Origin of the sequence: Pseudomonas sp. RIT623, from assembly GCF_004519305.1 — a bacterium.
In the GTDB taxonomy this organism is placed as follows: Bacteria; Pseudomonadota; Gammaproteobacteria; order Pseudomonadales; family Pseudomonadaceae; genus Aquipseudomonas.
In genome coordinates, this window is the sequence record NZ_SOZA01000023.1 from 1 (window position 1) to 24435 (window position 24435).

General features: G+C 66.0%; 15 protein-coding genes and 1 pseudogene. 8 read left to right on the forward strand and 8 right to left on the reverse strand.

Annotated elements, in window-relative coordinates; genetic code table 11:
- Together E3U47_RS15930 and E3U47_RS15935 are read left to right on the forward strand one after the other, a co-directional pair.
- A partial coding sequence (locus E3U47_RS15930; protein WP_134692645.1) for an MFS transporter occupies window positions 1-1162 on the forward strand: 1162 nt, incomplete at its 5' end.
- 324 nt (window positions 1163-1486) lie between these two features.
- A complete protein-coding gene (locus E3U47_RS15935; RefSeq protein ID WP_134692646.1) occupies window positions 1487-1954 on the forward strand; it encodes a hypothetical protein in 468 nt (155 codons plus the stop codon).
- A gap of 112 nt (window positions 1955-2066) precedes the next feature.
- Here the strand turns inward: E3U47_RS15935 and E3U47_RS15940 are convergent, their stop codons facing one another.
- A complete protein-coding gene (locus E3U47_RS15940; RefSeq protein ID WP_134692647.1) occupies window positions 2067-4937 on the reverse strand; it encodes an HD domain-containing phosphohydrolase in 2871 nt (956 codons plus the stop codon).
- A gap of 325 nt (window positions 4938-5262) precedes the next feature.
- Between E3U47_RS15940 and E3U47_RS15945 the strand changes: the two genes are divergently transcribed.
- The 6 genes and pseudogenes from E3U47_RS15945 (at window position 5263) to E3U47_RS15970 (ending at window position 15232) form a co-directional block, all read left to right on the forward strand.
- Complete coding sequence (locus tag E3U47_RS15945) at window positions 5263-6357, forward strand: MBL fold metallo-hydrolase (protein ID WP_134692648.1); 1095 nt, start codon at window positions 5263-5265, stop codon at window positions 6355-6357.
- Between the two features lie 61 nt (window positions 6358-6418).
- Window positions 6419-10315: a patatin-like phospholipase family protein gene (locus tag E3U47_RS25105; protein ID WP_134692649.1), complete on the forward strand. Its 3897-nt coding sequence runs from the start codon at window positions 6419-6421 to the stop codon at window positions 10313-10315.
- Between the two features lie 189 nt (window positions 10316-10504).
- Window positions 10505-12397, forward strand: coding sequence for a penicillin-binding protein 2 (mrdA, locus tag E3U47_RS15955; protein ID WP_134692650.1), 1893 nt, complete (start codon window positions 10505-10507; stop codon window positions 12395-12397).
- A 255-nt stretch (window positions 12398-12652) separates the two neighbouring features.
- A pseudogene (locus E3U47_RS15960) lies at window positions 12653-12877 on the forward strand (FMN reductase); the annotation flags it as partial.
- Between the two features lie 54 nt (window positions 12878-12931).
- Entirely contained in the window at window positions 12932-14119 is a 1188-nt protein-coding gene (locus E3U47_RS15965) for an acyl-CoA dehydrogenase family protein (RefSeq protein WP_134692651.1), read from the forward strand.
- A 9-nt stretch (window positions 14120-14128) separates the two neighbouring features.
- Window positions 14129-15232, forward strand: a complete 1104-nt coding sequence (locus E3U47_RS15970; protein WP_134692652.1) for a sigma-54-dependent Fis family transcriptional regulator — start codon at window positions 14129-14131, stop codon at window positions 15230-15232.
- A gap of 27 nt (window positions 15233-15259) precedes the next feature.
- On the opposite strand, the gene E3U47_RS15975 is transcribed toward E3U47_RS15970, so the two are convergent.
- The 7 genes from E3U47_RS15975 to E3U47_RS16005 all read right to left on the reverse strand — a co-directional run bounded on the left by E3U47_RS15975 (window position 15260) and on the right by E3U47_RS16005 (window position 24423).
- Window positions 15260-16642, reverse strand: coding sequence for an MFS transporter (locus E3U47_RS15975; RefSeq protein WP_134692653.1), 1383 nt, complete (start codon window positions 16640-16642; stop codon window positions 15260-15262).
- Entirely contained in the window at window positions 16639-17850 is a 1212-nt protein-coding gene (locus tag E3U47_RS15980; RefSeq protein ID WP_134692654.1) for an acyl-CoA dehydrogenase family protein, read from the reverse strand. The genes E3U47_RS15975 and E3U47_RS15980 overlap by 4 nt, the downstream gene beginning before the upstream one ends.
- 228 nt (window positions 17851-18078) lie before the next feature.
- A complete protein-coding gene (locus E3U47_RS15985; protein ID WP_134692655.1) occupies window positions 18079-19728 on the reverse strand; it encodes an ABC transporter ATP-binding protein in 1650 nt (549 codons plus the stop codon).
- Window positions 19725-20579 carry an ABC transporter permease gene (locus tag E3U47_RS15990; RefSeq protein ID WP_134692656.1) on the reverse strand — a complete coding sequence of 285 codons (855 nt, stop codon included), beginning with the start codon at window positions 20577-20579 and terminating at the stop codon, window positions 19725-19727. Before E3U47_RS15990 ends, E3U47_RS15985 begins: the two co-directional genes overlap by 4 nt.
- Window positions 20580-20680: 101 nt before the next feature.
- Window positions 20681-21736 (reverse strand): NADP(H)-dependent aldo-keto reductase, encoded by a 1056-nt coding sequence (locus E3U47_RS15995; RefSeq protein WP_134692657.1) that lies wholly within the window; start codon window positions 21734-21736, stop codon window positions 20681-20683.
- Between the two features lie 78 nt (window positions 21737-21814).
- Window positions 21815-23164, reverse strand: a complete 1350-nt coding sequence (locus tag E3U47_RS16000) for an LLM class flavin-dependent oxidoreductase (RefSeq protein ID WP_134692658.1) — start codon at window positions 23162-23164, stop codon at window positions 21815-21817.
- Window positions 23165-23178: 14 nt separating this feature from the next.
- The gene (locus E3U47_RS16005) at window positions 23179-24423 is read right to left on the reverse strand and encodes an acyl-CoA dehydrogenase (RefSeq protein WP_134692659.1); all 1245 of its coding nucleotides are present in this window, start codon (window positions 24421-24423) and stop codon (window positions 23179-23181) included.
- Window positions 24424-24435 lie beyond the last annotated feature (12 nt).

Genomic DNA, 24435 nt, shown 5'->3' on the forward strand with positions numbered 1-24435 from the left:
ATGGCTGGCGATCCTCTCGGTCGCCGTGGGCGCCTTCGCCCTGGTGACCAGTGAATTCCTGCCGGTGGGCGTGCTCAACGATGTCGCCGGCGACCTGGGCATCAGCGCCGGCCACGCCGGCCTGATGGTGACCCTGCCAGGGGTCATGGCCGCCCTCGCCGCGCCGCTACTGTCGGTAGGCATCGGCACCCTGGACCGGCGCTACCTGCTCAGCGCCCTGACGCTGATCATGATCATCGCCAACTCGGTGGTAGCTTACGCCACCGACTTCAACCTGCTGCTGCTTGGCCGCGTGCTGCTGGGCATCAGCATCGGCGGTTTCTGGGCCACCGCCATTGCCTTGAGCGGCCGCCTCGCGCCCAGGGGCGTGGGGGTGGCCCAGGCCACCTCGATCATCATGGTCGGTGTCACCCTGGCCACCGTGCTGGGCGTGCCCGTGGGCACCTGGCTCAGCGGCCTGATGGGCTGGCGCATGACCTTCCTGGTCACGGCCCTGCTGGGTATACCGGTGCTGCTGGCCCAGGTCCTGTTGCTGCCACGGCTGACCCCGGACAAGGCCATCCAGGTCAGGGACCTGCCGGCACTGTTCGTCAACCCCCTGGCCCGGGTCGGCCTGATCGCCGTGTTGCTGATCGGCTTGGCCCACTTTGCCGCGTATACCTATGTCGCGCCCTTCTTCAAGCACAACGCCAGCTTCGATGGGCCGACGATTGGCTCGCTGCTGTTGCTGTATGGCGTGGCAGGGGTGATCGGCAACCTGTTCGCCGGCTTCGCCGCCAACCAGAGCGTGCGCCACACCCTGATGCTGGTGGCGCTGATGATCGGCGTCGGCACCGCGCTGTTCCCCTACTTCGCCACCAGCCTCACCGGCGCCGCCATGCTGATCGCATTGTGGGGCTTCGCCTTCGGCGCCTTCCCGGCCTGTGCCAGCATCTGGATGTTCGTCGTCGCGCCCAAGGATGTCGAACGCGGCATGCCGCTGTTCGTCGCCATGTTCCAGGTGATCATCGCCCTGGGCTCGTTCTTCGGTGGGCAGATCGTCGACCAGTTGGGTAGCGCGGTGCTGTTCAGCCTGGCCACCGCCCTGGTGGGCTGCGGTTTCGTCACGGTGCTGGTGCTGGGGCGCAATGTCAGTAATCGCCTGGCGAGCCAACCGCTCTAAGCTGTGTATGAAAAGTCTTGATACGAAGGTCAAGCGAGGCTGTTTTCAACGCAGCATGAACGAGTATCAAGGCTTTTCGTACAAAGCCTAAGCGGCGACCTGGGACACTGGCGCGCATCCGCAAACGTGCCAGGCACCCGCAGTGTACGATCGATTAATATCGCAGTTGTTACCGTGCATACCACACGTTATTCCAAACCTCAATAAAGAGCTACTCTCGCAGGTGTCGTCCCTCATACCTAGCAATATTACTAGTTTCCGCCAACCAGCGATTCACCAATACTTCCTGTGCATCCTTCCAATACACCATCATGGAGCGACATCATGAGCACCAAAGATGAGCAATCAAAAAATGAAGGCCTCGAAGAAAGCACACACAAGAGCTCAATCACCTCGCAAAACGATAATACTAAGTCGGCCACTAAGCTTCCTCCCAGGATTATTAGCATGGATGACAAGCAAATAACCATCAGCTTCACTCATCTCGGCCGCGGAAGTTCAAACCCAGAAGGTAAATCAGACGTTAGGGCAGGTAGTAACTTTGTCAACAAAGAGCAACTTAAAAAGTTTAAAGCCATCTACCTTGCCCCTATAAATGACAAGACAGGTTGGTTCACACTGCGCGTAGATAAACCCTTAAACGACCATTCCATTCGCCGTTTCCAAATTGTCAGTGGGCATTACAATGGATTTTGGAGCTCGGACGCACTTGACTGGAATGCGAACGCTGTATTCCCTGCCGGAAAGAGTGACGCGACGGAATTCAACGTGTACGGCACTAACGACGCCTGAGGAGGCAGGCCTATCTATCCGGCACTACCCTGAGTAGGGCCAATTATGACGCAGTTCGAATAGACCGTGCAGGCATGTCTGCACGGTCATACTTCCGTTTCCAGCTCTGCGATCACGAGGGAGCGTTGGTCGTCTGCGACTGAATCTGCCCCAGCCAGTAGCCCACATCCACCTCATCGATCTGCTCGGGTCGCAGGAACCGCTCGGCATACTCGCGGTACACGCCACTGCTGAGGAACAGCCGCAGCAGCTGGGCGTCGATATGATTGTCGCGGGCCATGAACACCAGGATCTTCACCGATTCGGACAAGGTCTTCGGTGCTTTGTAGGGCCGGTCCGCTGCAGTCAGTGCCTCGAAGATATCGGCAATCGCCATCACCCGTTCGGCAATACCCAACTGCGCCTCGCCCAGCCGCCGCGGATAGCCGTTGCCATCCATCTTCTCGTGGTGGTTGCCAGCGATCGCTGGCACTCGACGCAACTGCCGCGGAAACGGCAGCGAGGTGAGCATGATGATGGTCTGTACGATGTGTTCGTTGACCTTGAAGCGCTCCTCGTCATTGAGGGTGCCCCGGCGAATCGCCAGGTTGTACAGCTCGCCATGGTTGCTGGCATTGGCCGGCAGGCGCATGTCGAAGCCCCAGGTGTTGCGCGGGTCGTCCCTGGCCACCGGCGGCTTGCGCTCACCCCAGGGCACGAGGTGCTCAGGGCGGTCCGCGAGCAGGTGCTCCTCGACAGGCAGCGGCGCGCTTGCCTGGCCAGCAAAGCGGCTTTCCTCGTCACGGGAGATCCCCAGGCGATTATCGAAGTGCCGCCACCAACGGCGCTGACCAATACGCTGCAAGCGGGCGACATCGTCGTCGGCCATGAACTCGCCACCGATATTGGCCTTGGCGACGAAGGCGAATTCCTCGTGCAGCTCGGCGCGGCATTGCGCCAGCGTCTGCTGCAGCGCAGGCTGCGCCTCGCCATTGGCCAGCCCTTGCCAGTAGGCGATCTCGGCGTCGCGCCAGAGCACCTCGAAGCGCATGCGCACTTCATGGATGCGGTTGTACAGGGTCTCAAGCTTGGTGGCCTTGTCCACCACGTACTCGGGGCTGGTGACCTTGCCGCAGTCATGCAACCAGGCCGCCACGCGGAACTCGTAGCGCTCGGCCTCGCTCATGGTGAAGTCGGCATAGGGGCCACGCTCGGCCTCCACCGCCTTGTCCAGCAGCATCTGCGCCAATTGCGGCACGCGTTCGCAATGGCCACCGGTGTAAGGGCTCTTGGCGTCAATGGCGTCGGCCAGCAACTTGATCATGCCGTCCAGCAGGCGCTGCTGCGCCTCCACCAGTTGGCGGGTCTCGATAGCCACCGCAGCGGCACCGGACAGCTCCTCGACGAAACGGCGGAACGGCTGGCTCAACTCACCTGGATCACCCTGGGTGTTTTCAAGCTGCAAGGCCAGAATGCCGAGCAACTGCTCGCTGCGGTCGTTGAGCACCACGGCCAGGCTCTGCCCTTGCAGGGCCAGGGCCTGGGTCACGCTGGCCGCCAGGTCCTCGTTGGCCTCGACCCGCAGTTGCCTGGGGTAGGCTTCGCCTCGACAGCCTGCGGCCAGGTGCAAGTCACCCCGCTCGGCATCGAACAGGTACACCGCCCCCGCACTGACGCCGGCGGCATCCACCAGGTGACGCAGCACACCGTCGAGCATGCGCTCGAGCTGGGTCTCGCGGCTGAGCGTGAGAGTGATCGCCTGGAAGCTGCGGATCGTGCCGGACATGCGGCTGAGCACGCGGCTCAGTTCGCGTACCTCGCTGACCCGCGAGGTCACACCCACCTCGCGGCTGAAATCGAAATCGGCCAGGCCTCGCACCTGTTCAGCCAGCAACCGCAGCGGGCGACCGATGCGTTGCCCGAGCAGCCCGCCAAGCAACAACAGCAGCGCCATCAGCGCCGCTGTCCACAGCAACTGGTCGAACAGTACCTTGCGCGCACCGGCCAGCAGCTCGCGGGCCGGCACCGCAATCAACACCTGAAGGTTCTGCCCGGCCAAGGCCAGCGGCACCCGCATGCCGTACCAGGTCTGCCCATCCACCTGGTACGGCTGGGGTCGCCCGCCCGCAGGCAGCACGGCCTGGATCTGCTGCAGGCTCGGCACCCCAAGCTCGGCGATATGCGTCAGGCGCACCGCCTCGCCCTCGCGCACCACCACCCGTTGCAGGTCCGGATACGCCACCACGCTACCCTGGTCATCGACCACGGCGATCTCGGTGCCGGGGGTGATACGCAGGTCGCGACTTTCACTGGCCAGGTCGTTGACCGAGACATCCATGCCGATCACCGCCGCGCCATCGGCACTACGCAGGGCCATGGTCAGGCCGATCTCACGGGTGGTGAAAAACACGTAGGGACGGGTAAGCACGGTGCTCGCTTGCCGCGAGGCCTCGACGAACCACGGGCGCAAGCGCGGATCGTAGCGGTAGTCCGGCTTGACCTGGGTCTTGAGCAAGACCTGGGCTCGGTCATAGAAGCGCCACTCGCCAAGCGGAGTGCCGGCGGCGTCGTGGCTGACACTTTGCACGAGGAAGGCCGTGTCCGGCGGTGCTTCAAGACGCTGCAGCAACTGCGGGTCGCGCAAGCGCCGCACCAGCAGGAAGTCACCGTTGGGGTAGCCCACATAGGTAGCGCTGAGCATGCGGTTGGCGTTAAGGCATTCGACCAACTGCGGCAACTGCTCCAGGCGTTGCGCAAGGTTGCCGGCAACCGGGTCGACGGCCAGCAGGCGCAGGCTGCTCTGCGCCGGATCGACCAGGCGGCGAGCGCGCTCCTCGATGGTCTTGCCGACCTGCTGGGCAGCGTCGCCCGCAGCTGCCACCAAGGTCTGGCGCACGCCCAGATAGCCTTGCCAGGCCAGAGCCGCGCCGAGCACCAGCATGCCCAGCATGATCGCCAATGCCACCAACAGTTGCAGCGAGATGCTGCGCCCTCGGTTGTTCATGGCTGTTCGCCCCACGCCTGCAGCACGGCGCACCGAGGTGCCAGCCAGGCTGCACGATCAATAAACACGCAACCCATCCCAGGTACTCTCTGTGTGGCGGTTTCAACAGTGTAATCAGCCAATGCGATCGTGCTGGCCGAAATGCGTCGTCGGCAGCCAGGCCACGCCGGATAATGGCATAGCGCCACAATTCACTCCAGCACCTTGCCGACAACCATATATCGGAAACGGTCAGCCACCCCGGCTATCATTTTGCCACCCGCCCCTGCCTGCCCTACGCTGGAGCTTTAGCCGTACCTGAAAACGCCTCTGCGGGGTAGCGTCCATGCACGCAGGCAAAGGGTTTGCCCTGCTTTTTCTCTGTGCTTGCTGCGTCGCCGCTGCGCGGGAGGCACCGCCGCAGGTCTGGTCGGCCACCAGCGCCAGCGAACCGAGCATCCAGTACCTGGGCGTGGGTGGCTGGCTCATGCACTGGCGCGGTGAAGGCGTGATGCTCGCCCCCTCCTTCAGCAACCCGGCAACGCTGTTCGAGGGTGTGCCGCCGCTGTGGGTCAAGGCCGACAAGCAGCGCATCAATACCTACATGCGCCGCGCCCCCGCGGACGACGTCACCCTGCTGCTGGTCGGCCACGGTCATTACGACCACCTGCTCGACGTGCCTTGGGTGATGCACTGGTACGCGCGCAACGCCGAAGTCTACGGCTCGGATACCGTGGTCCATATGCTGCGTGCGTTCAAGGACCCCCGCCAAGTCGGCCAACACAATTGGCTCGACCCTGCCCGGGTCAGGAGCGCCCGCGGCTACATGGCAACCGTGCCCGGCTGCGCGGGCCGTAAACCGCCTGCCCGACCCGGTTACTGGATCACCTCCAGGGGCGGGCATATCCGCGTCATGCCGATCGAGAGCATGCACGCTTCGCACCTACTGGGTCATACCTTCGCCCAGGGCGACTACCACGCCGACTTGCGCACGCCGCCCAGCAGCGTGTTCGGCTGGAAGCAAGGCCAATCCATGGCCTGGTTGATCGACCTGCTCAATGAGGACGGCAAGCCGGCCTACCGTATTCAATACCAGGACAGTGCCGCCTCTGCCCCATGCGGCATTCTGCCAACGCCGCCGGACGCCACGCCGGTCGATGTGCTGGTGCTCGGCGTGGGCTCCTGGCGCCATGCCAGGCTCTACCCGCAACGGGTACTGGCCGCGACCCGGCCACGGATGGTGCTGCTCGGTCACTGGGAAAACTTCCTAGGCAACGACCCCGACGCCCCTGAGCCGATGAAAGGGCAGGAAGTCGCCGAGATGCAAGCCACCGTCGAAGACCTTGCACGCCAGCAGACACCACCGGCCACGGTGTATCTACCCAGCCCGTTCACGCGCATGGCCCTGCCTGCACCGCTAACCCTCCCCGCCGACCGGTAGCTGCCATGGCATTCGAGCAGACCCGACTGGCGTTCCCGGCACACTGGCGAAGGAGTCAGCCATGAATGACAGCGTCCCTCCACCTGCAAACCCGACGCCCCCTGCCAACCCGTCGCCGCCCAATCACTGCGCCGACCTGATCAAGATTCGGCGCACGAAGCTGGATCAGGACGGTGCCTGCATCGCCGACAAACTACGGGGTAATGGGGCGGACGTCTGGGGACTGGCGTTGTCCGGCGGCGGCATTCGCAGCGCGACGTTCAGCCTGGGTTTGTTGCGCGGGCTTGCCAAACGCAAGCTACTCAATCGCTTCGACGTGCTCTCGACGGTCTCGGGCGGGAGCTACGTGGGCAGCATGCTGGGACGCCTCTACGACCGCACCCGCCAACAACCGTCCCAGCACAGCGGCACGGCGGCCGCCGACCGGGTGCAGGAAGCTGTGGCGCAGGCCGATCGTCGCTGGTTCGGCTGGTGGATGCGCACCAACGGCCGCTACCTTGCGCCAGCAGGGTTCGTCGACCGACTGTTTGCCATCACGCTTTACCTGCGCAACCTGTTGGCGTTGCACTTCGAGTTCGGTCTGCTGGCCGTCCTGCTCGGTGGCGTGCTGGCAGCATTCGACCTGCTTGTGTGGGGGACCCTCAGCGAATTGGGCACTCGGGCGGCCACCCCCGCCCTGTTCGACGGATTGAGCCTCCTGCGACCCTGGCTCCCGACCGCCTGGCTGATACTGGTACTGGTGATTCCAGTGGCACTGCACCTGGTGTTCACCTACTGGGACTCACAGTGGATACAGCGGCGACTTGGCTGCTATTGCGCCGCGAAAGTCGCAGGCGCCGGGGTACTGCTGGCCGCAGCCTGGCAACTCGGCCAGACATTGCGGCACTTCGACCCAGGCCCTGGCACCGAAGGCCTGGACATCTTGCTGCCCACGCTTGCCGGGGTAGTCGTCGTACTGTCCTTCACCTCGTTGTCGCACTGCTGCCTGGCCTTGAAGGCCTTGCTCGAAAAGAATGAACAACGGCTTGGCAGCGGCAAACCGGAAATGGATGCGATGGCCGAGCTGCGCAACCGTTTGACCTTGTACTTGATGTACTGCCTGAGGTTCAGTCTGCTGGTCCTGGTACTGGGCATCGCCGAACGCCTGGCCTGGCTGCTGGCTTTCCAGACCCGGAGCTTCGAGACAGTCGACCTGGGGATCACATTGGCGGTCGTATCGGCCGTCGCCCAGGCGCTGATGCTCAACCTCAGGACGGCCAAAGGACAGCAGCAAGACGGCAAGGCACCCAGTCGCCTGCTGCCGCTCGTGCTACAGCTGGTGGGCTACCTGCTCACCGCCGCGTTGCTCGTCTGGTGGCTGTCGCTGGTCCTGAAAATCATCTTCACCCCGGTCTTTCCGGAACTGATCAGATCCGACGGCTCGTCGCCGGACCTCATTGCGCCGCAGTTTGCCGCAGGCTGGTTGGCGCTGCTGTACCTGTGCATGCCTCCAGCACTCTACGTGGCCGCGACCGGAACCAACCTGGGGTTTCTCAACCTTTCGTCCCTGCATACCTTCTACAAGGCGCGACTGGTGCGCAGCTACCTCGGCGCGGCCAACGACTGGCGTTTCAGCGAGGAGCGCAGCGTCTCGGCCCTCGACCCCATCGACCCGCACGATCAGACCACCAGCAAGATACGCAATGTCGGCCGGGTAGCCCCCAACGACGATGTCGCCCTTGCGGATTACGCGCCGCATGAAGCCGGCGGGCCGGTCCACATCATCAACACCTGCGTGAACCAGACCGCGGACCCGAAAGGCCGGTTGTTCAATCGCGACCGCAAGGGGCTGCTGCTGAGCGTGCGTGCCGGCGGAGGCTCGCGCTTGAGCCAGGAAGGCTGGCGCCAGGAATTCACCGGTATCGGCCGGCTCAGCCTGGGTGCCTGGATGGCGATCTCGGGCGCGGCGGCGGCGCCTGGGCTTGGTTATCGCACTCAACGCGGCCTGGCGGCGCTGCTCACTTTCGCAGGTGTGCGGCTAGGCTATTGGCTGACGCAACATGAACGGGGCGGCGCCGAGATCGCGGGTAGCATCATTGGCCGAAGGTTCGCAAAGTCCAACGCGCTGCTGTCGGAGTTGTCCGCAACGTTCGACGCGGGCCCCAAGGACAACTGGTTCATCACCGATGGCGGGCACTTCGAAAATACCGGGGTCTACCCGCTGTTGCTCGAACGGGCACGTGTCATCGTTCTCGCCGATTGCGGCGCCGATCCAGGTTTCTCGTTCGAGGACGTCGAGAACCTGGTACGCAAGGCACGCATCGACATGGGTGTCAGCATCACGTTCCGCCGTCCCCATGACGCCGCGTTCTGGGGTTCGAGCATTCCCCGTGAACTCATGGATAAATGGCGCGAGTGCAGGAAGTACTTCGGCACGCTGCAGGATCTGGCCAAGGACGACAACGAAACCTGCCTGGCGCTGGCCACCATCGACTACCCGGACGATACCTCCCCCCGGCCGGCCATTCTCATCCTGGTCAAACCGAACATCTGCCGCTCCGTGCCAATGGATGTGGCCAACTACAAGCGCCAGAACCCGGTGTTCCCGCAAGAAACCACGGGCGACCAGTTCTTCAGCGAAAGCCAGTGGGAGTCCTATTTCGCCTTGGGAAGCGACCTGGGCAAGCACCTCTCGAGCGAACTGTTCACACTGCTCAAGCTGCACCTGAAATTGCTGTTCGACCTGGACCCCAGCAAGATCACCTCGCATCCAAGCGTACCCGGCAAGTCACTGGCCGACCAAGCCTCCCGAAGCATCTGGGGACGTCAGGTCGGCACTGTCGGCGCGACCGTCGGCGCCGGTGTCGTGCTGTCGCTGGCAGTCGCTGGCTGGCAAGCCTATGACGGTTACCGCGCATCGCTGAACGCACGTCTCGCCGGCGAGCGCCAGGCGCTGCAGGAAATCTCGCGACTTTGGGGCCAACTGCCTCGCGGTGAACAGCATGCGGACAGCGCCAGCACGGCCAACCGGCTTGCCGTCGAGCTGCTGCGCAACGCGGACGCGTATTGCATGAAGGGCGAGGCTGGCTGGCTCATCCAGTCCGAGTTGGGCAAGCGGGTAATCCAGGATGTGGTCGCGACCTGCTCGGCACTGAAGCAGAACATGGGACGCGCCTGTCAGGCACTGGTCGAGGCCCGAGCGGGGCTGGAATCGTTGGATGCGGGAGCTTGCCTGGTCCAGGCGCCACCGCGTTCACCTGCGGTGTACTGGGGGCACGATTACAGCGTGCAGGGCCTTTGGGAAAGGTTGCACCCCTGCGCATTTCGGCGCAATGAGATGGTAGAACGTAACCAGAGCTTCAGCGAAACCTACTGGATCGTGGCAGATGACTCGCATTCAGCGAAGGAGTTGGCTGAGCTACAGGCGGGATGCCGTGATCCGGAAAGAGAAAGATCCGACGATGCTACCCTACCTGGCACCATCACCATGGCAAGCAGCAGCGAAGCCGAACCGGCGGCACCTGCACCTGCACCTGCACCTGCACCTGCACCTGCGCCTGCGCCTGCGCCTGCGCCTGCGCCTCGCTATCAGATCGAGGCCAGCGACATCTGCAAGGACACGACCATCTACATGCAGATCTACGGACCTGAAATGCGCGATGAGGTACGCGCATTCAGGCCATGGTGGCATGGCAAGTGGAAAGCCAGTGTGCCCCCCATCGAGGACGTGACCGCCACTGCCTACCGCGCCGCCCGGCCCGCGCCGGCGCAGGTCCAGACCACGACCGTGCGTTACCACGATTCGCAAGGGGCCGCCTGCGCGGACGCCATCGTCAAGCGGGTGAACCAGGAATCAGGCGTCAGCTGGCGCCTGGAGCCACTTTCCAGCGCCTTCAAAGGTTCCAAAGGCGTGATCGAGGTCTGGTTCGGCAAGCATGACGAAGTGGCGCGGGACCTGCCGGCAGAACCGCAAGAATAATGACCGCCGGGAAGGTGAAGGAACTTTCATGTTGGCCAAAGCCCCCGGTCAGCCGGGGCGCAAGCAGGGCAAGCCACCGTCCCCCAGGGCGGCTTGCCTTGAGCCGGCGCACCGGCTTGCGTAGCATCGCCGCCCCGAACAACGCCCGTGCCTCTTCTGGAGCGGGCAGGCGCGACCTCACGAGCCCCCATGCCCCAACCCATCCCCCTCAAGGACCACGAAACGGAAAAGCACCTGGTCAACCGCCGGCTACTGGCCTGCGCCATCCTGGTGATCTCCCTGTGCGCGGTGCTGGTGGGGCGTCTCTATGTGCTGCAGGTGCTGCAACACGACCAGCAAAGCGCGGTGTCGGAAAACAACCGCGTGCACGTGCTGCCTATCCCGCCCGAACGCGGGCTGATCTACGACCGCAACGGCGTGGTGCTGGCCGACAACAAGCCCAGTTTCAACCTCACCATGACCCGCGAACGCGCCGGCGACTCGGCCAAGGTGCTGGACAGTCTGAGACAGGTTCTCGGCTTGTCCGAGGACGATCGTCAGCAGTTCGACAAAGACTTGCGCCGAGGCCGCAAGCCCTTCGAACCAGTCACCCTGCTGGTGGGCCTGAGCGAGGAGCAGATCGCCCTGATCGCGGTCAACCAGTTCCGCCTGCCTGGGTTGGAGGTCGAGCCGCAGTTCATCCGTGAATACCCGCTGGCCGAGCATTTCGCCCACTCGGTGGGTTACGTTGGGCGCATCAACGAGAAAGAAGCCAAGACCCTCGACAGCACTGAATATCGGGGCACCCAGTCGGTCGGCAAGACCGGCATCGAACGTTTCTACGAACAACAGTTGCATGGCCAGGTGGGCTACGAGGAGGTCGAGACCAACGCCCAGGGCCGGGTGATGCGCGTGCTGCGCCATCACGCCCCAGTGCCGGGCAAGGATATCGTGCTGAGCCTCGACGCCCACTTGCAACAGGCCGCCGAAAAGGCCCTGGGCGAGCGCCGTGGCGCGGTGGTGGTGCTAGACCCGGCCAACGGCGACGTACTGGCGATGGTCAGCAACCCCAGCTTCGACCCCAACCTGTTCGTCAAGGGCATCAGCTACAAACAATACGCGGCGTTACGCGACTCCATCGACCGACCGCTGTTCAACCGCGTGCTGCGCGGCCTGTACGCGCCGGGTTCGACGGTCAAGCCGGAGGTGGCCATCGCCGGCCTGGACAGCGGCGTGATCACCCCCGGCAGCCGGGTGTTCGACCCCGGCTACTACGAGCTGCCCAACTACGACCACAAGTACCGCAACTGGAACCGCAGCGGCGATGGCTGGGTCGACCTGTACAGCGCGATCATGCGCTCCAACGACACCTACTTCTACGACCTGGCGCACAAGCTGGGCATCGACCGCCTGCACGACTACATGGCCGAGTTCGGCCTGGGCCAGAAAGTGTCGTTGGACATGTTCGAGGAAGCCCCCGGGTTGATGCCGTCCCAGGCCTGGAAGCGCGCCACCCGGCGCCAGGCCTGGTTCCCCGGCGAGACGCTGATCCTCGGCATCGGCCAGGGCTACATGCAGGTCACCCCACTGCAACTGGCCCAAGCCACCAGCCTGCTGGCCAGCAAGGGCGCCTGGCACCGTCCGCACCTGGCCATGACCGTCGGCGGCGCCAAGCCGGTCGACCCCAACCCGATGCCGGACATCGTGCTGCACGACAGGCACGCCTGGGACCAGGTCAGCCAGGGCATGCAGATGGTCATGCACGACCCGCGCGGCATCGCCCGCGCCGCCGCCGCCGGCGCCCAGTACCGCATCGCCGGCAAGAGCGGCACGGCGCAGGTGGTGGCCATCAAGCAGGGCGAGCGCTACAACCGCGACAAGACCCTCGAGCGGCATCGCGATAACGCCCTGTTCGTCGGTTTCGCCCCGGCCGAGCATCCGGCGCTGGTGGTGGCGGTGATGATCGAGAACGGCGAGGCCGGTGGCCGGGTGGCCGGGCCGGTGGTGCGCGAGGTGATGGATGCCTACCTGCTGGATGAGCAAGGGCGCCTGAAAGCGCAGTATGCCGGTGCGGCGCAGGCCCATGCCGTGCCGCACACCTAAATCAAAACATATAAGAATATAAATTCTTATTCTTTTTTATCGATCAACAAACCCTCTATAACGTCTGCAACTGTACAGCCGCCAACACCCGGTCAACTGTTCGCAGCGCAACACTTGTTCAACAGGCAACGCCCACCCGGCTACAGCGGTCGCCAGCCGAAGACCGCAACCTTTTGATCCATAAAGCAATAACAACCCGGCACGACGATTGCTCAAGCAAAGTCCCCCGCTCACCAAGAACCGGAGACCTGCCCCATGAGCACCCCGTTGAACGTCGTCGCCCTGTCCGGCGGCACTGCCCGCCCATCGCGCACCCTGGCCCACACCGAAGCTTTCCTCGCCGAGTTGGGCCAGCACCTGCACATCAAGCCGCAGCTGATCGAACTGGGCGATATCGCCCGAGCGCTGGGTGCCGCGCTGTGGCGTGGCGAGCTGCCCGATACCGTGGAGCAGCAACTGCGCCTGGCCGCCGAACGCGCCGTGCCGTTTTTCGCCGCCCACCATGCGCTGCGCAAGAGCGCCTGAGGAGCGATCATGAACGCACCTGTGACCGCAACCCGACGCCCGCCACTGGTCGTTGCCCGTGAACTGGCCGGGCAGTTCGCCGCCAGCGCCGTGGAACGCGACGAACGCGGCGGCACCCCCAAGGCCGAGCGCGACGCCTTGCGCGCCAGCGGCCTGCTGTCGTTGGCCATTCCCCAGGCCCAGGGTGGCCAGGGCGCCAGCTGGCGCGACACCTTCGAAGTGGTGCGTACCTTCGCCCGCGTCGACAGCTCCATCGCCCATGTGTTCGGCTTTCACCACCTGATGCTGGCCACCGTGCGCCTGTTCTCCCGCCCCGAACAGTGGCAACCCTGGTTCGAGCAGACTGCCCGCAAGCAATGGTTCTGGGGCAACGCCCTCAACCCGCTGGACACCCGCACCCTGGTCAAGCATTTCGACGGCTGGTGCGAGTTCTCCGGCAAGAAAAGCTTCTGCTCCGGCGCCAGCGATTCGGAAATGCTGATCGCCTCGGCGGTGGACGAGCGCGCCGGCGGCAAGCTGCTGATCGCCGCCATCCCCAGCGGACGCACCGGCATCACCCTGCACGACGACTGGCGCAACATCGGCCAGCGCCAGACCGACAGCGGCAGCGCCAGCTTCGAACGGGTCCGGGTCGAACACGACGAGTTGCTGCTCGACCCTGGTCCGCTGAGCACGCCATTCGCCGCCCTGCGCCCACTGATCGCCCAGTTGCACTTCGCCAACCTGTTCCTCGGCATCGCCGAGGGCGCCTTCGACGAAGCCCGCCAATATACGCTCAAGGAAAGCCGGCCGTGGTTCCGCTCCAACGCCGCCAGCAGCGCCGAGGACCCTTATGTGCTGCGCCACTATGGCGAGTTCTGGGTCGGCCTGGAGAGCGTGCGCCTGTTGCTCGAGCGCGCCCTCGAGCAACTGGACGCCGCCTGGGCCCATGAGCATGCCCTGGGTGCCGAGGCCCGCGGCGACCTGGCCCTGGCCATCGGCGCCGCCAAGGTCGCGGCCACCCGTCACGGCCTGGATATCTGCAACCGCCTGTTCGAGGTGACCGGCGCCCGCGCCACCCATGCTTCGCTGCGCTTCGATCGCCACTGGCGCAACCTGAGGACGCAAACCCTGCACGACCCGGTGGACTACCGCATCCACGAGCTCGGTGAATGGGCCCTCGGCGGCAAGCGCCCCGTCCCCTCTTTCTATTCCTAAGGACTGCCCATGCAACTGCTGACCCTCCCCCCGTCGCCGTCATTGGCCACCTCGATCAGGGCCACCGCGCAGGTCTTCGAAGACCCCAGGTCGCAGGCACTGCTCGCCCACCTGCAGCAGGTCGCGCCCAGCGAGGCCAGCGTGCTGATCATCGGCGAAACCGGCACGGGCAAGGAGCTGGTCGCGCGCCACATCCACGACCTCAGCGGTCGGCGTAACGGCCCGTTTGTCGCGGTCAATTGCGGCGCGTTCTCCGAGTCGCTGGTCGAGGCCGAGCTGTTCGGCCATGAGAAAGGCGCCTTCACCGGCGCCCTCGCGGCCAAGGCCGGCTGGTTCGAGGAGGCCAACGGCGGCACGCTGTTCCTCGACGAGATCGGCGACCTGCCACTGCCCATCCAGGTCAAGCTGCTGCGCGTACTGCAAGAGCGCGAGGTGGTACGCCTGGGCTCGCGCAAAAGCCTGCCGATCAATGTGCGGGTGCTGGCGGCGACCAACGTGCAACTGGAGAAAGCCATCAACGCCGGGCACTTCCGCGAGGACCTCTACTACCGGCTGAATGTGGTGAGCCTGCGCCTGCACCCGCTGCGCGATCGCCCCGGCGACATCCTGCCACTGGCCCGGCATTTCATTCGCAGCTACAGCGAGCGCCTGGGCTATGGGGCCGTGGAGCTCAGCGCCGGCGCGCAGGCCAAGCTGGTCGACTACGCTTGGCCGGGCAATATCCGCGAACTGGAGAACGTGATCCACCACAGCCTGCTGACCTGCGCCGCTGGCGTGATCCACGCCCAGGACCTGCGCCTGTCCAACCTGCGCCTGGAACGCCAGCACACTCCCGCCGGTACCGGCAACACCGTCGAAGACCTGCTGCAACAAGCTTTCAGCCGGCTGTACGAGGAACAACCGGGCGATCTATACGAAAAGGTCGAGCAGGCGCTGCTGCGTTCAGCGTATCAGTTCTGCCATTACAACCAGGTGCACACCGCGCAGCTGCTCGGGCTGTCACGCAATGTCACGCGCACCCGGCTGATCGCCATTGGCGAGCTGGTGGTGAACAAGCGCCGGGCAGAAGTACCACCCGCCCTCGATAGCCGGGTGGTGCGCTTGTCGATTTGAATCCGTGCCTGCGCAGCCCGGCGGTAATCAGCCCGCCAGGCGCCGGAACACCAGCCCCGAGGCCCCGCACAGCAACGCACACAGCAGCATCACCGTGGTGATGTCGCCCACCGAGGTTTCACCGCGCCCGTCCAGGCCGGCGAGGACACTGAGCAGCACCCCCGCCAGGCTTACCGCCATGGCCATGGTCAACTGCACCGACATGGCCGACAACGAACTGGCCGCCGCCGAGCGCTCGCCGGGCACGTCCTGGTAGCTGGCAGCGCCCAAGGTGGAAAACTGCAACGAACGCACCAGCCCCGCGCCGAACAGCACCAGCGCCATCAGCCAGGGCGCGGTGTCCTGGTCGAAGGCCGCGCAGGCGGCGATCCCCAGGCCGCTCAACAGCGCGTTGCAGCTCAGCACCCGGCGATAGCCGTAACGGCGCACCAGTGGCACCGCCAACAGTTTCATCAGCAACGCGCCGACACCGCCGCTGACCACCAGCCAGCCGGCCGCCAGCGGGCTCATGCCCAGGCAATTCTGCAGCAACAGCACCAGCAGGAAGGGCTGCGCGGCGGACCCCAGGCGAAACAACCCGCCACCGGCCTGGGCCACGCCAAAGCTGCGCAGGCGCAACAGCGTCAGGTCGAGCAACGGCGCGGGATGGCCGCGGGCATGCAGCAGGTAGCCCAGCGCACAGGCCACGCCGCCGGCCACCAGCGCCAGCGCCCAGGGCCAAGGCAGTTGGCCCAGGCCCAACGATTCCAGGCCGAACACCAGCAGCGCCAGGGCGCCGCCGCTGAGCAACAGGCCACGCAGGTCCAATGGCGGTACTGGGCGTGCCGGGTAGTCCGGCACATGGCGCAGGATCAGCCAGCTGCCCAGCAGGCAGATCGGCAGGTTGATCAGGAAGATCCAGTGCCATGACAACACCGTCACCAGCAGCCCGCCCAGCAAGGGCCCGACCAAGGGCCCGAGCAGCGCCGGCAAGGCCAGCCAGGACATGGCCTGCAGCAGTTGCTGTCGGCTCGACCAGCGCAGGATGATCACCTGGCCCACCGGGGTCATCAGCGCCCCCGCCGCCCCTTGCAGCATGCGCCCCAGGCACAGTTGCCAGAGCGATCCGGCCAGGGCGCAGGCCAGCGACGCCAGGGTGAACAGTGCCATGGCCACGAGCATCACCCGACGTGGCCGAAAACGCTCGGCGGCCCAGCCACTGAGCGGCACGCACAACGCCAGGGCGAGCATGTACAGCGACACTACCAGGTTCATGCGCAGCCCGGGCTCGCCGAAATCGCGGGCCATCTGCGGCAAGGCGGTCAATACCGCCGTGCCGTCGACCAGCTCCATGAACAATGCCGCGCCGACGATCACCGGCACCTTGGGGCTTTGCGCCTGGCCGGCGAAGGGCGCCGACTGGGCGGTCAAAACAGCCCCGAGACAGGTGGTCGGATGCCCTTGAGTTGCCAGGCACCGACTACCGCCGCCTTCCACTGGCGCGGGTTGTGATTGGCCACGGTACGGGCGTTGCGCCAATGGCGATCGAGGTTGTGCTGGCGGCCGGTGGTGGAGGCGCCACCGACCTCGAACAAGGTCTCGGCGGCCTTGAGCGCCAACTCGGCGACCAGGTACTGCGCCTGGGCCACTTCGATGGCGGCCTGCTCCACCGCAGGTTCGGCCAATTGCGCGGCCCAGGCCCGGTCGATACTGGCCGCGGCCTTGAGCACCAGCGCCTCGGCGCCATAGGCACGGGCGGCAATATCGCCCACCGCCAGCGCCACGTACGGGTCATCCACCGAGCGACTGGCCGTGCTGTGCTTGATGGGCCGGGCATGTTCGCGGGCGAATCGCGTGGCGTCGTCCAGCGCATTGCGGGCGATACCGGCCAGCACGGTGGCGAGGAACAGTTGCAGGAATGGCGTGACAAGGGTGCGCTTGCCCTCCTCCACGGTGCGCGTGCGAATCTCGCTGGCCTCGACCCGCACATCACGCAAGTGGGTGGTGCCACTGGCGGTAAGGCGCTGGCCCATGGCATCGAAGTCGTCGACCAGCTCCAGGCCTTCGCGATCACGCGGCAGCACGAACGACACCGGCTGCTCGTCCTCGTCCAGGGCCACGGCACTGACATAGTCGGCAAACAGCGCGCCGGTACTGTAGAACTTGCTGCCGTTGGCGCGATAGTGCCGGCCTTCGCGCACCAGGCGCGCAGCGATGACACCGTTGGCACCGCCCAGCTCCCAGCCGGCGTTGCCGATCACCACGCCGTCGAGGTAACGCGCGAACCAGCGCTCGCGTTCCTGTTCGGCGCCCTCGTCCTGCGCCACCAGCAGCCCTTCGACGAAAGCGAAACCCGGGCGCAGGGCCTGGGCGATATTGGAATCGACCGCGGCAATCTGCAGCAGCAGCTCGATCACATCGCTGACACTGCCGCCAGGGCCGCCGTACCGCTTGGGAATGCGCACGGTGTAAAGCCCGGCGGCGGCGAGTCGGGCGATGGCTTCGTGAGGCAGCTGGCGTTCACGTTCGCGCTGGGCGGCGCCCGCGCCGATGTCGGGCAGCAATGCCACGATGCGCGCCTTGAGCGCATTGATGTCGGGGGCTGGCGGTTGGCTGGAGAAACGTTGGAAGGTGGTCATGTTCTGTCCATTGGCTGGAGTTGGTGAAAGCGCTGAGGCTGGTAGAGAGGGCGGGCCGGTCGGAAAGAGGCGCCCAGCGGCCCCAGATTCCGAGCCACCCTCGAAATTGCAGGGGGCTGCTGCGCAGCCCTTTCGCGACGCAAGGCCGCTCCTACAGCGGGACTGCTCCCTGTGCGCCAACGCAGCCCAAAGGGCTGGGCAATCTCCCACAGGGATCGCGCTTGGTGGTCATACCGCGATCCTGCGGGCCCAGGCCGGTCGCGCCGCGGGCAGGTGCGGCACCGCCTCCAGCAGCGCGCGGGTATAGGCATGCCGCGGCTGGCTCAGTACCTGGCGCGCCGCGCCCTGCTCCACCACCCGTCCGCCCTGCATCACCAGCACCTGGTCACTGACCTGCTCGACCACGCCAAGGTCATGGGAGATGAACAGGCAGGCCAGGTTCAGTTCGGCCTTGAGTTCGGCGAGCAACGCCAGGATCCGCGCCTGCACCGACACATCCAGCGCCGACACTGGCTCGTCCAGCACCAGTACCTTGGGCTTCATGGCCAAGGCGCGGGCAATGGCAATGCGTTGCCGCTGGCCACCGGACAACTCCAGCGGCCGGCGGTCGAGCAAGGCCACCGGCAACTGCACCCGTTCCAGCAGCGCGGCCGCCTCGGTCCGCCGCAACCCGCGAGGCACGCCGACCTGGGCCAGGGCCTCGGCCAGCACCCTGAGCACGGTGTAACGCGGGTCGAACGAGGCCAGTGGATCCTGGAACACTACCTGGATACCTTGCCGAGCCTGCCGGCGCTGCGCCGCCGAGAGCGCCAGCCAGTCTTGCCCGGCCAAGCGCACCTGGCCTTGCTCTGGACGCTCAAGGCCGAGCAGGATGCGGCCCAGGGTGCTCTTGCCGGACCCGGATTCGCCCACCACGCCCAGGGTCTGCCCGGCCCGCAGCTGCAGCGACACATCCTGCAGCACAGGTCGCGGTTGGCCATCGGGCCCGACAAACGCCTTGTTCAGGCCTTGCGCTTCCAGCACCACCGGTCGTTCCTCCACAGCGTCCTCCACCAGCGCCAGCACAGGCGCCGCCGGGCGCTGGAAATGCACCACCCGCGCCGCGCTCAGCAGGCGTTGGGTATAGGGGTCCTGCGGGTCCAGCAGGATCTGTTCGGCACTGCCCTGCTCCACCACTCGGCCATGGCGCATCACCAGCACCCGGTCGGCCAGGCGCGCGACCACCGCCAGGTCATGGCTGACCATCAACAGGCTGTTGTCGCGCTCGCGCAGTTGCTCCAGCAGGTCGAGAATCTGCGCCTGCACCGTGGCGTCGAGCGCGGTGGTCGGCTCGTCGGCGATCAGCAGGCGCGGCTGGCAGGCGATCGCCGAGGCGATCAGCGCGCGCTGGCGCAGGCCACCAGACAACTGCCACGGATACTGTTGCGCGCGAACCTCGGGCTCGGGCACCCCCACCTCGCGCAACAGCGCCAGGACCCGCTGGTGCCGCTGTTCGGCCCCCAGCGGAGTATGCAGCCGCAGGGGCTCCTCGACTTCGGCGCCGACTCGGCGCAACGGGTCGAGCGAGCCGAGGGCGTCCTGCATGACGAAGCCGATACGCCCACCCCTGAGCCGCTGCCAGGCGGCTTCGGACAGCCCCTGCAAATCCTGGCCGGCAAACGCCAGGTGACGGGCCCGAACCTGGGCGCCGGCCCCGGTCAGCCCCACCAGGGTCCGGGCGGTCACGCTCTTGCCCGAACCCGACTCACCGACCAGGGCCAGGCATTGGCCGGCCTGCACTTGCAGGTCGACGCCATGCACCACCGGCACGCCGTGGAAACTCACCCGCAGGTCCTGGATATCCACCAGCGGTGCCGGGATGTTCTCGAAGATGCTCATAGGCTTCTGCCCTCGCTACGGCGCAGCCAGTCACGGCCAATGACGCTGATGGCAATGACGGTCAGGGTGATCGCCAACGCAGGCCAGGCCATCAGCCAGGGCGCGTTGGCCATGAAGTTGCGTGCCACGGCCATCATCGCGCCCCATTCCGGCGCCGGTGGCGGCGCGCCGAAACCAAGGAAACTGAGCACCGCGGCGGCGGTGATCGCGCCACCCAGGCCCAGGCAAGCGAGGATCAGCACTGGTTGCACGGCATTGGGCAGCACATGCCAGGCAACCACCGCCAGTGGCCGCCGGCCCAGGGTCACCGCGGCCTCGACGAAGCCGACGTGACGGATGCTCAGGGTCTGGGCGCGGACCAGCCGGGCATAGCGCGGCACCGAGGCGATGCCCACGGCCAGGATCAGGTTGCTGGTGCCCTGGCCGAACAGGGTGATGATCACCAGCGCCAGCAGCAGGTCGGGGAACGCCAGCAGCACATCGACGGCGCGCATCAGCAGGTTGTCCAGCCAGGCCGGCGCGAGACCGGCAAGCAACCCCAGCAACGTGCCTGCGCCCAGGCCGACCAGGGTGGCGGCCAGGCCAATGAACAGCGATGGCCGGGCGCCATGGATCAGGCGGCTGAGGACATCGCGGCCATTTTCATCGGTGCCCAGCCAAAACGCCGGGCTTGGGGGCTGGTAGGCCAGGCGCGCGTCGGCGGCCAGGGGGTCGACGGGCGATAGCCAGTTGGGGAAAGCCACTGCCAGCAGCAGTAAGCCCAGAGTGGTCCAGGCCAATAACAGGCCCGGGCGCAATTGCAAACCCTGCCTGCTGAACAAGGTGCTGGGTGTCGATATGATCGCGTTCATGACGGTCCTTCTGGGTTGTCTGTTCCGGCCTCTTCGCGGGCAAGCCCGCTCCCACAGGATCACCACCAGCCCGGAGCCGGTGAGATCCCTGTGGCAGCGGGCTACGGAGCCGGGTTTGGAATGCGCTGGTGCACGGCCTGGATCTCGGCCAGCACCTCGTCACTGAGCTGCACATCCAGTGCACTGATGTTTTCCTGCAACTGCGCCAAGCTGGTCTGCCCGGTAATCGCGCTGGCCACGAACGGCTGGCGAATGACGAAGGCCAGCGCCAGTTGCGCCGGGGTCAGCCCATGCGCGCGGGCAATCTGCACATAGCTGCCAATGGCGCTGTCGGCCTCGTCGCTGCCATAGCGGTTGAACGTGCGGTACACCGATGACAACCGGGAACCCTCCGGCCTGGCCCCATCGAGGTACTTGCCGGTCAACGCGCCGAAGGCCAGTGGCGAATAGGCCAGCAAGCCGACCCCCTCGCGATGGCTGAACTCCGACAGGCCGTTTTCGTACAGGCGGTTGAGCAGGCTGTACGGGTTCTGGATGCTGGCGATACGCGCCAGGTGCCTCTCTTCGCTGTGCCGCAGAAACTGCGCCACGCCCCAGGGCGTCTCGTTGGACACACCGATATGGCGCACCTTGCCGGCCTTGACCTGCTCATCCAGCACCGCAAGGGTTTCTTCAATGGCGGCGGTTTGCGGGTGGTCATCGACATAGGGGTATTCGCGGATGCCGAAGAAGTTGCTGCTGCGGTCGGGCCAGTGCAACTGGTAAAGGTCCAGGTAGTCGGTGCGCAGCCGGCGCAGGCTGCCGTCCAGGGCCGCGACGATGTTCTTGCGGTCGTGGTGCGACAGGCCATCGCGAATATGTGCCTGGGCCCCGGGCTCGCGGGACGGGCCGGCGATCTTGCTGGCCAGGACCAGCCTGTCACGCCGGCCACGACTGGCCAGCCAAGTGCCGATGTAGCGCTCGGTGGTGGTCCAGGTGTCGGCGCGGGTGGGCGTGGGGTACATCTCAGCGGTGTCGATCAGGTTGATGCCGGCATCGAGGGCGGCATCCAGTTGCTGGTGGGCATCCTGCTCGGTGTTCTGGTGGCCCCAGGTCATGCTGCCCAGGCTGAGCAGGCTGACCTGGAGGTTGGTGTGGCCGAGTGGGCGGTAGTGCATGAAGGCCTCCTGATGAATGGGGTTTGGGCTTGAGGCCCTGGGGCTGCTGCGCAGCCCTTTCGCGGCACCAGGCCGCTCCTACAAGGGCTCGCGCAGCGGCGCCTGCTGGGCAGCGAACTGGTTCTGCGCCTTGGGCAATCCCAGGTGCTCGCGCAGGGTGGTGCCGGTGTATTCGGTGCGGAACAGCCCGCGCTTCTGCAACAACGGCACCACCTCCTCGACGAACACCCGCGCCCCGGAGGGAAACATGTCGGGCATGATGTTGAAGCCATCCCCGGCGCCAGCCAGGAACCACTCGGCCAAGGTGTCGGCGACCTGCTCCGGAGTGCCCACGGCCAGGCGATGACCGACCAGGATGCGCCGCGACAACTGGCGAATGCTCAGGTTCTCGCGGCGCGCCAGGTTCAGCTGCGCCTCGAGAAAGCCATGCGAGCCCCGCTCGAACTCCGCCACCGCGCCAATACGCGCCCAGGGCAACGGCGCGTCCGGGTCCAGCTCGCTGGCGTCGATACCGATGCGCCCGGCCACCTGCTGCAGCAAGCCATGCTCGCCATGCCAGGCATTGAGCGCGTCGAAACGCGCATGGGCCTCGGCCTCGCTGCTGCCGATCACGGTCGACAGGCCCGGCATGATCTTCAGGTGCTGGGGGTCGCGCCCCCAGGCCTTGGCCCGGGCTTTCATCTCGCGGTAGAACGCCAGGCCATCGGCCAGGGTGGTCTGGGTGGTGAAGATCGCATCGGCGTAGCGCGAGCCCAGCGCCTTGCCACCTTCGGACGAACCGGCCTGCACCAGCACTGGCCGCCCCTGGGGCGAGCGCGGCAGGTTCAGCGGTCCCTTGACCTGAAAGTGCTTGCCCTGGAAGTCCAGGGTGTGGACCTTGCGCGGGTCGGCGAAGCGGCCGGCGGCGCGATCGCCGATGATCGCGTCGTCCTCCCAGCTGTCCCACAGCTTGAGGGTCACATCGACGAATTCCTCGGCGCGGCCATAGCGATCCACATGCACCGGCGCGCCGCTCAGGCCAAAGTTCTGCGCCGCCGCGTCGCCGGCATTGGTGACCACGTTCCAGGCCGCGCGCCCGCCGCTGACATGGTCCAGCGAGGCGATGCGCCGCGCCAGGTTGAAGGGTTCGTTGTAGGTGCTCGAGCAGGTGGCGATCACGCCGATGCGCTCGGTGGCCGCGGCCACCGCGGTCAGCAACACGGTCGGTTCCAGGCGCCCGCCCGGCTGGCTGGCGACGTCCGGTGGCAGCGCCGGGCCATCGGCGAGGAAGATCGCGTCCAGGCAACCACGTTCGGAAAACCGGGCGATATCGCGGTAATAGCCGACATCGATATAGGCATCCAAGGCTGCCTCGCCCTGGCGCCAGGCACCGGAGTGGGCACCGAAGCCAAGGATGTTCATGCCCAGGCTCATCTGTTGGTCAGACATTCAGGTTCTCCTGTTCAGACCGCGCTGGCTTCGTCGCCCGCGCCCTGCCCTTCGCTGGCCGCGGCATGCCGGGCACGCCAGGCCTGGGCCGGGCTGATGCCGTTGAGGTAATAGTCGCCCAGCGCCTGTTCGCGGTAGATCGCCGGGTTGTGCGAGGCCAGGGTGCGGGCGTTGCGCCAGTGGCGATCGAGGCGGCGGTTGTTGCTGGTGGCCGAGGCGCCGCCCACTTCGAACAGCAAAGTGCTGGCTTCGAGCACCTGCGGCAGGACGATCTGCTGCGCCTGGAACGCCTGGATTTCAGCATCGGTATACAACTGTTCGGGCACCGCGCCCTGCTGCCCGGCCTCGTACACCACTTGCAGGCCCTGGCCCACGGCCGCAACCTGGGCCTCGGCGGCGAAGGCCAGGCTCGACAGGTTGCCGACCACGGCTTGCACCAGGGGATCGGCGGCCGGTCGCGACTGGCCCGGCACGCCGAAGGCACGGCTGCGGCCCTGGACAAAGGCCACGGCATCGGCCAGCACGGCCCGGGCAATGCCCGCCAGGGTGGCCAGGTGCACGGCCTGGTAGAAGGCGGTGAGGTAAGACTCGGCACGCAGCTCGCCCTTGGCGAAGCGCCGCAGCACATGCTCGCGCGGCACGCGGACCTGCTTGAAGCGCGTCGTGCCGCTGCCGGTCAGGCGTTGGCCGAAGCCGTCCCAGTCGTCGAGCACCTCCACCCCGGGCGCCCGGGTCGACACCGCCAGGCTGACCAACTCATCGCCGTGGTTGGCCACCGCCGCCACCCAGTCGGCATACAGCGTGCCAGTGCAGTAGAACTTCTCGCCATCGAGCCGGTAGCCGTCACCGTCATCACTCAGTTGCACGCTATTGCCGGTGCTGTCGGTACGCTCGGCCATCGCCGCGCCCCACAGCTCGCCGGCCACCACCCGGGCGAACCAGTAGTCCTGGGAGGCGGCGTCGTTGGCGGCCAGACGCCCTTCGACGAAGCCGAAATGGGCGCGGAAGATCTGTGGCAGGTTGGAATCGGCCTGGCCCAGGCGCACCAGTTGGCGCAGCAGTTGGGGCAGGCTCGCGCCCAGGCCGCCGTGGCTGCGCGGCACGCGGATCGCGCCGAGACCGGCTTGGCGCAGCCAGGCCACGGGTTCGTGGGCCAGGCTGCGTTGCTGCTCGCGGGCCACCGCGCCCTCGGCGATACGTTGGTAGATCGGCGCGAAGCGGGCATCCAGCTCGACGTCGGTAATGGCAAGTTGGCTCATGGGGGTTCCTTT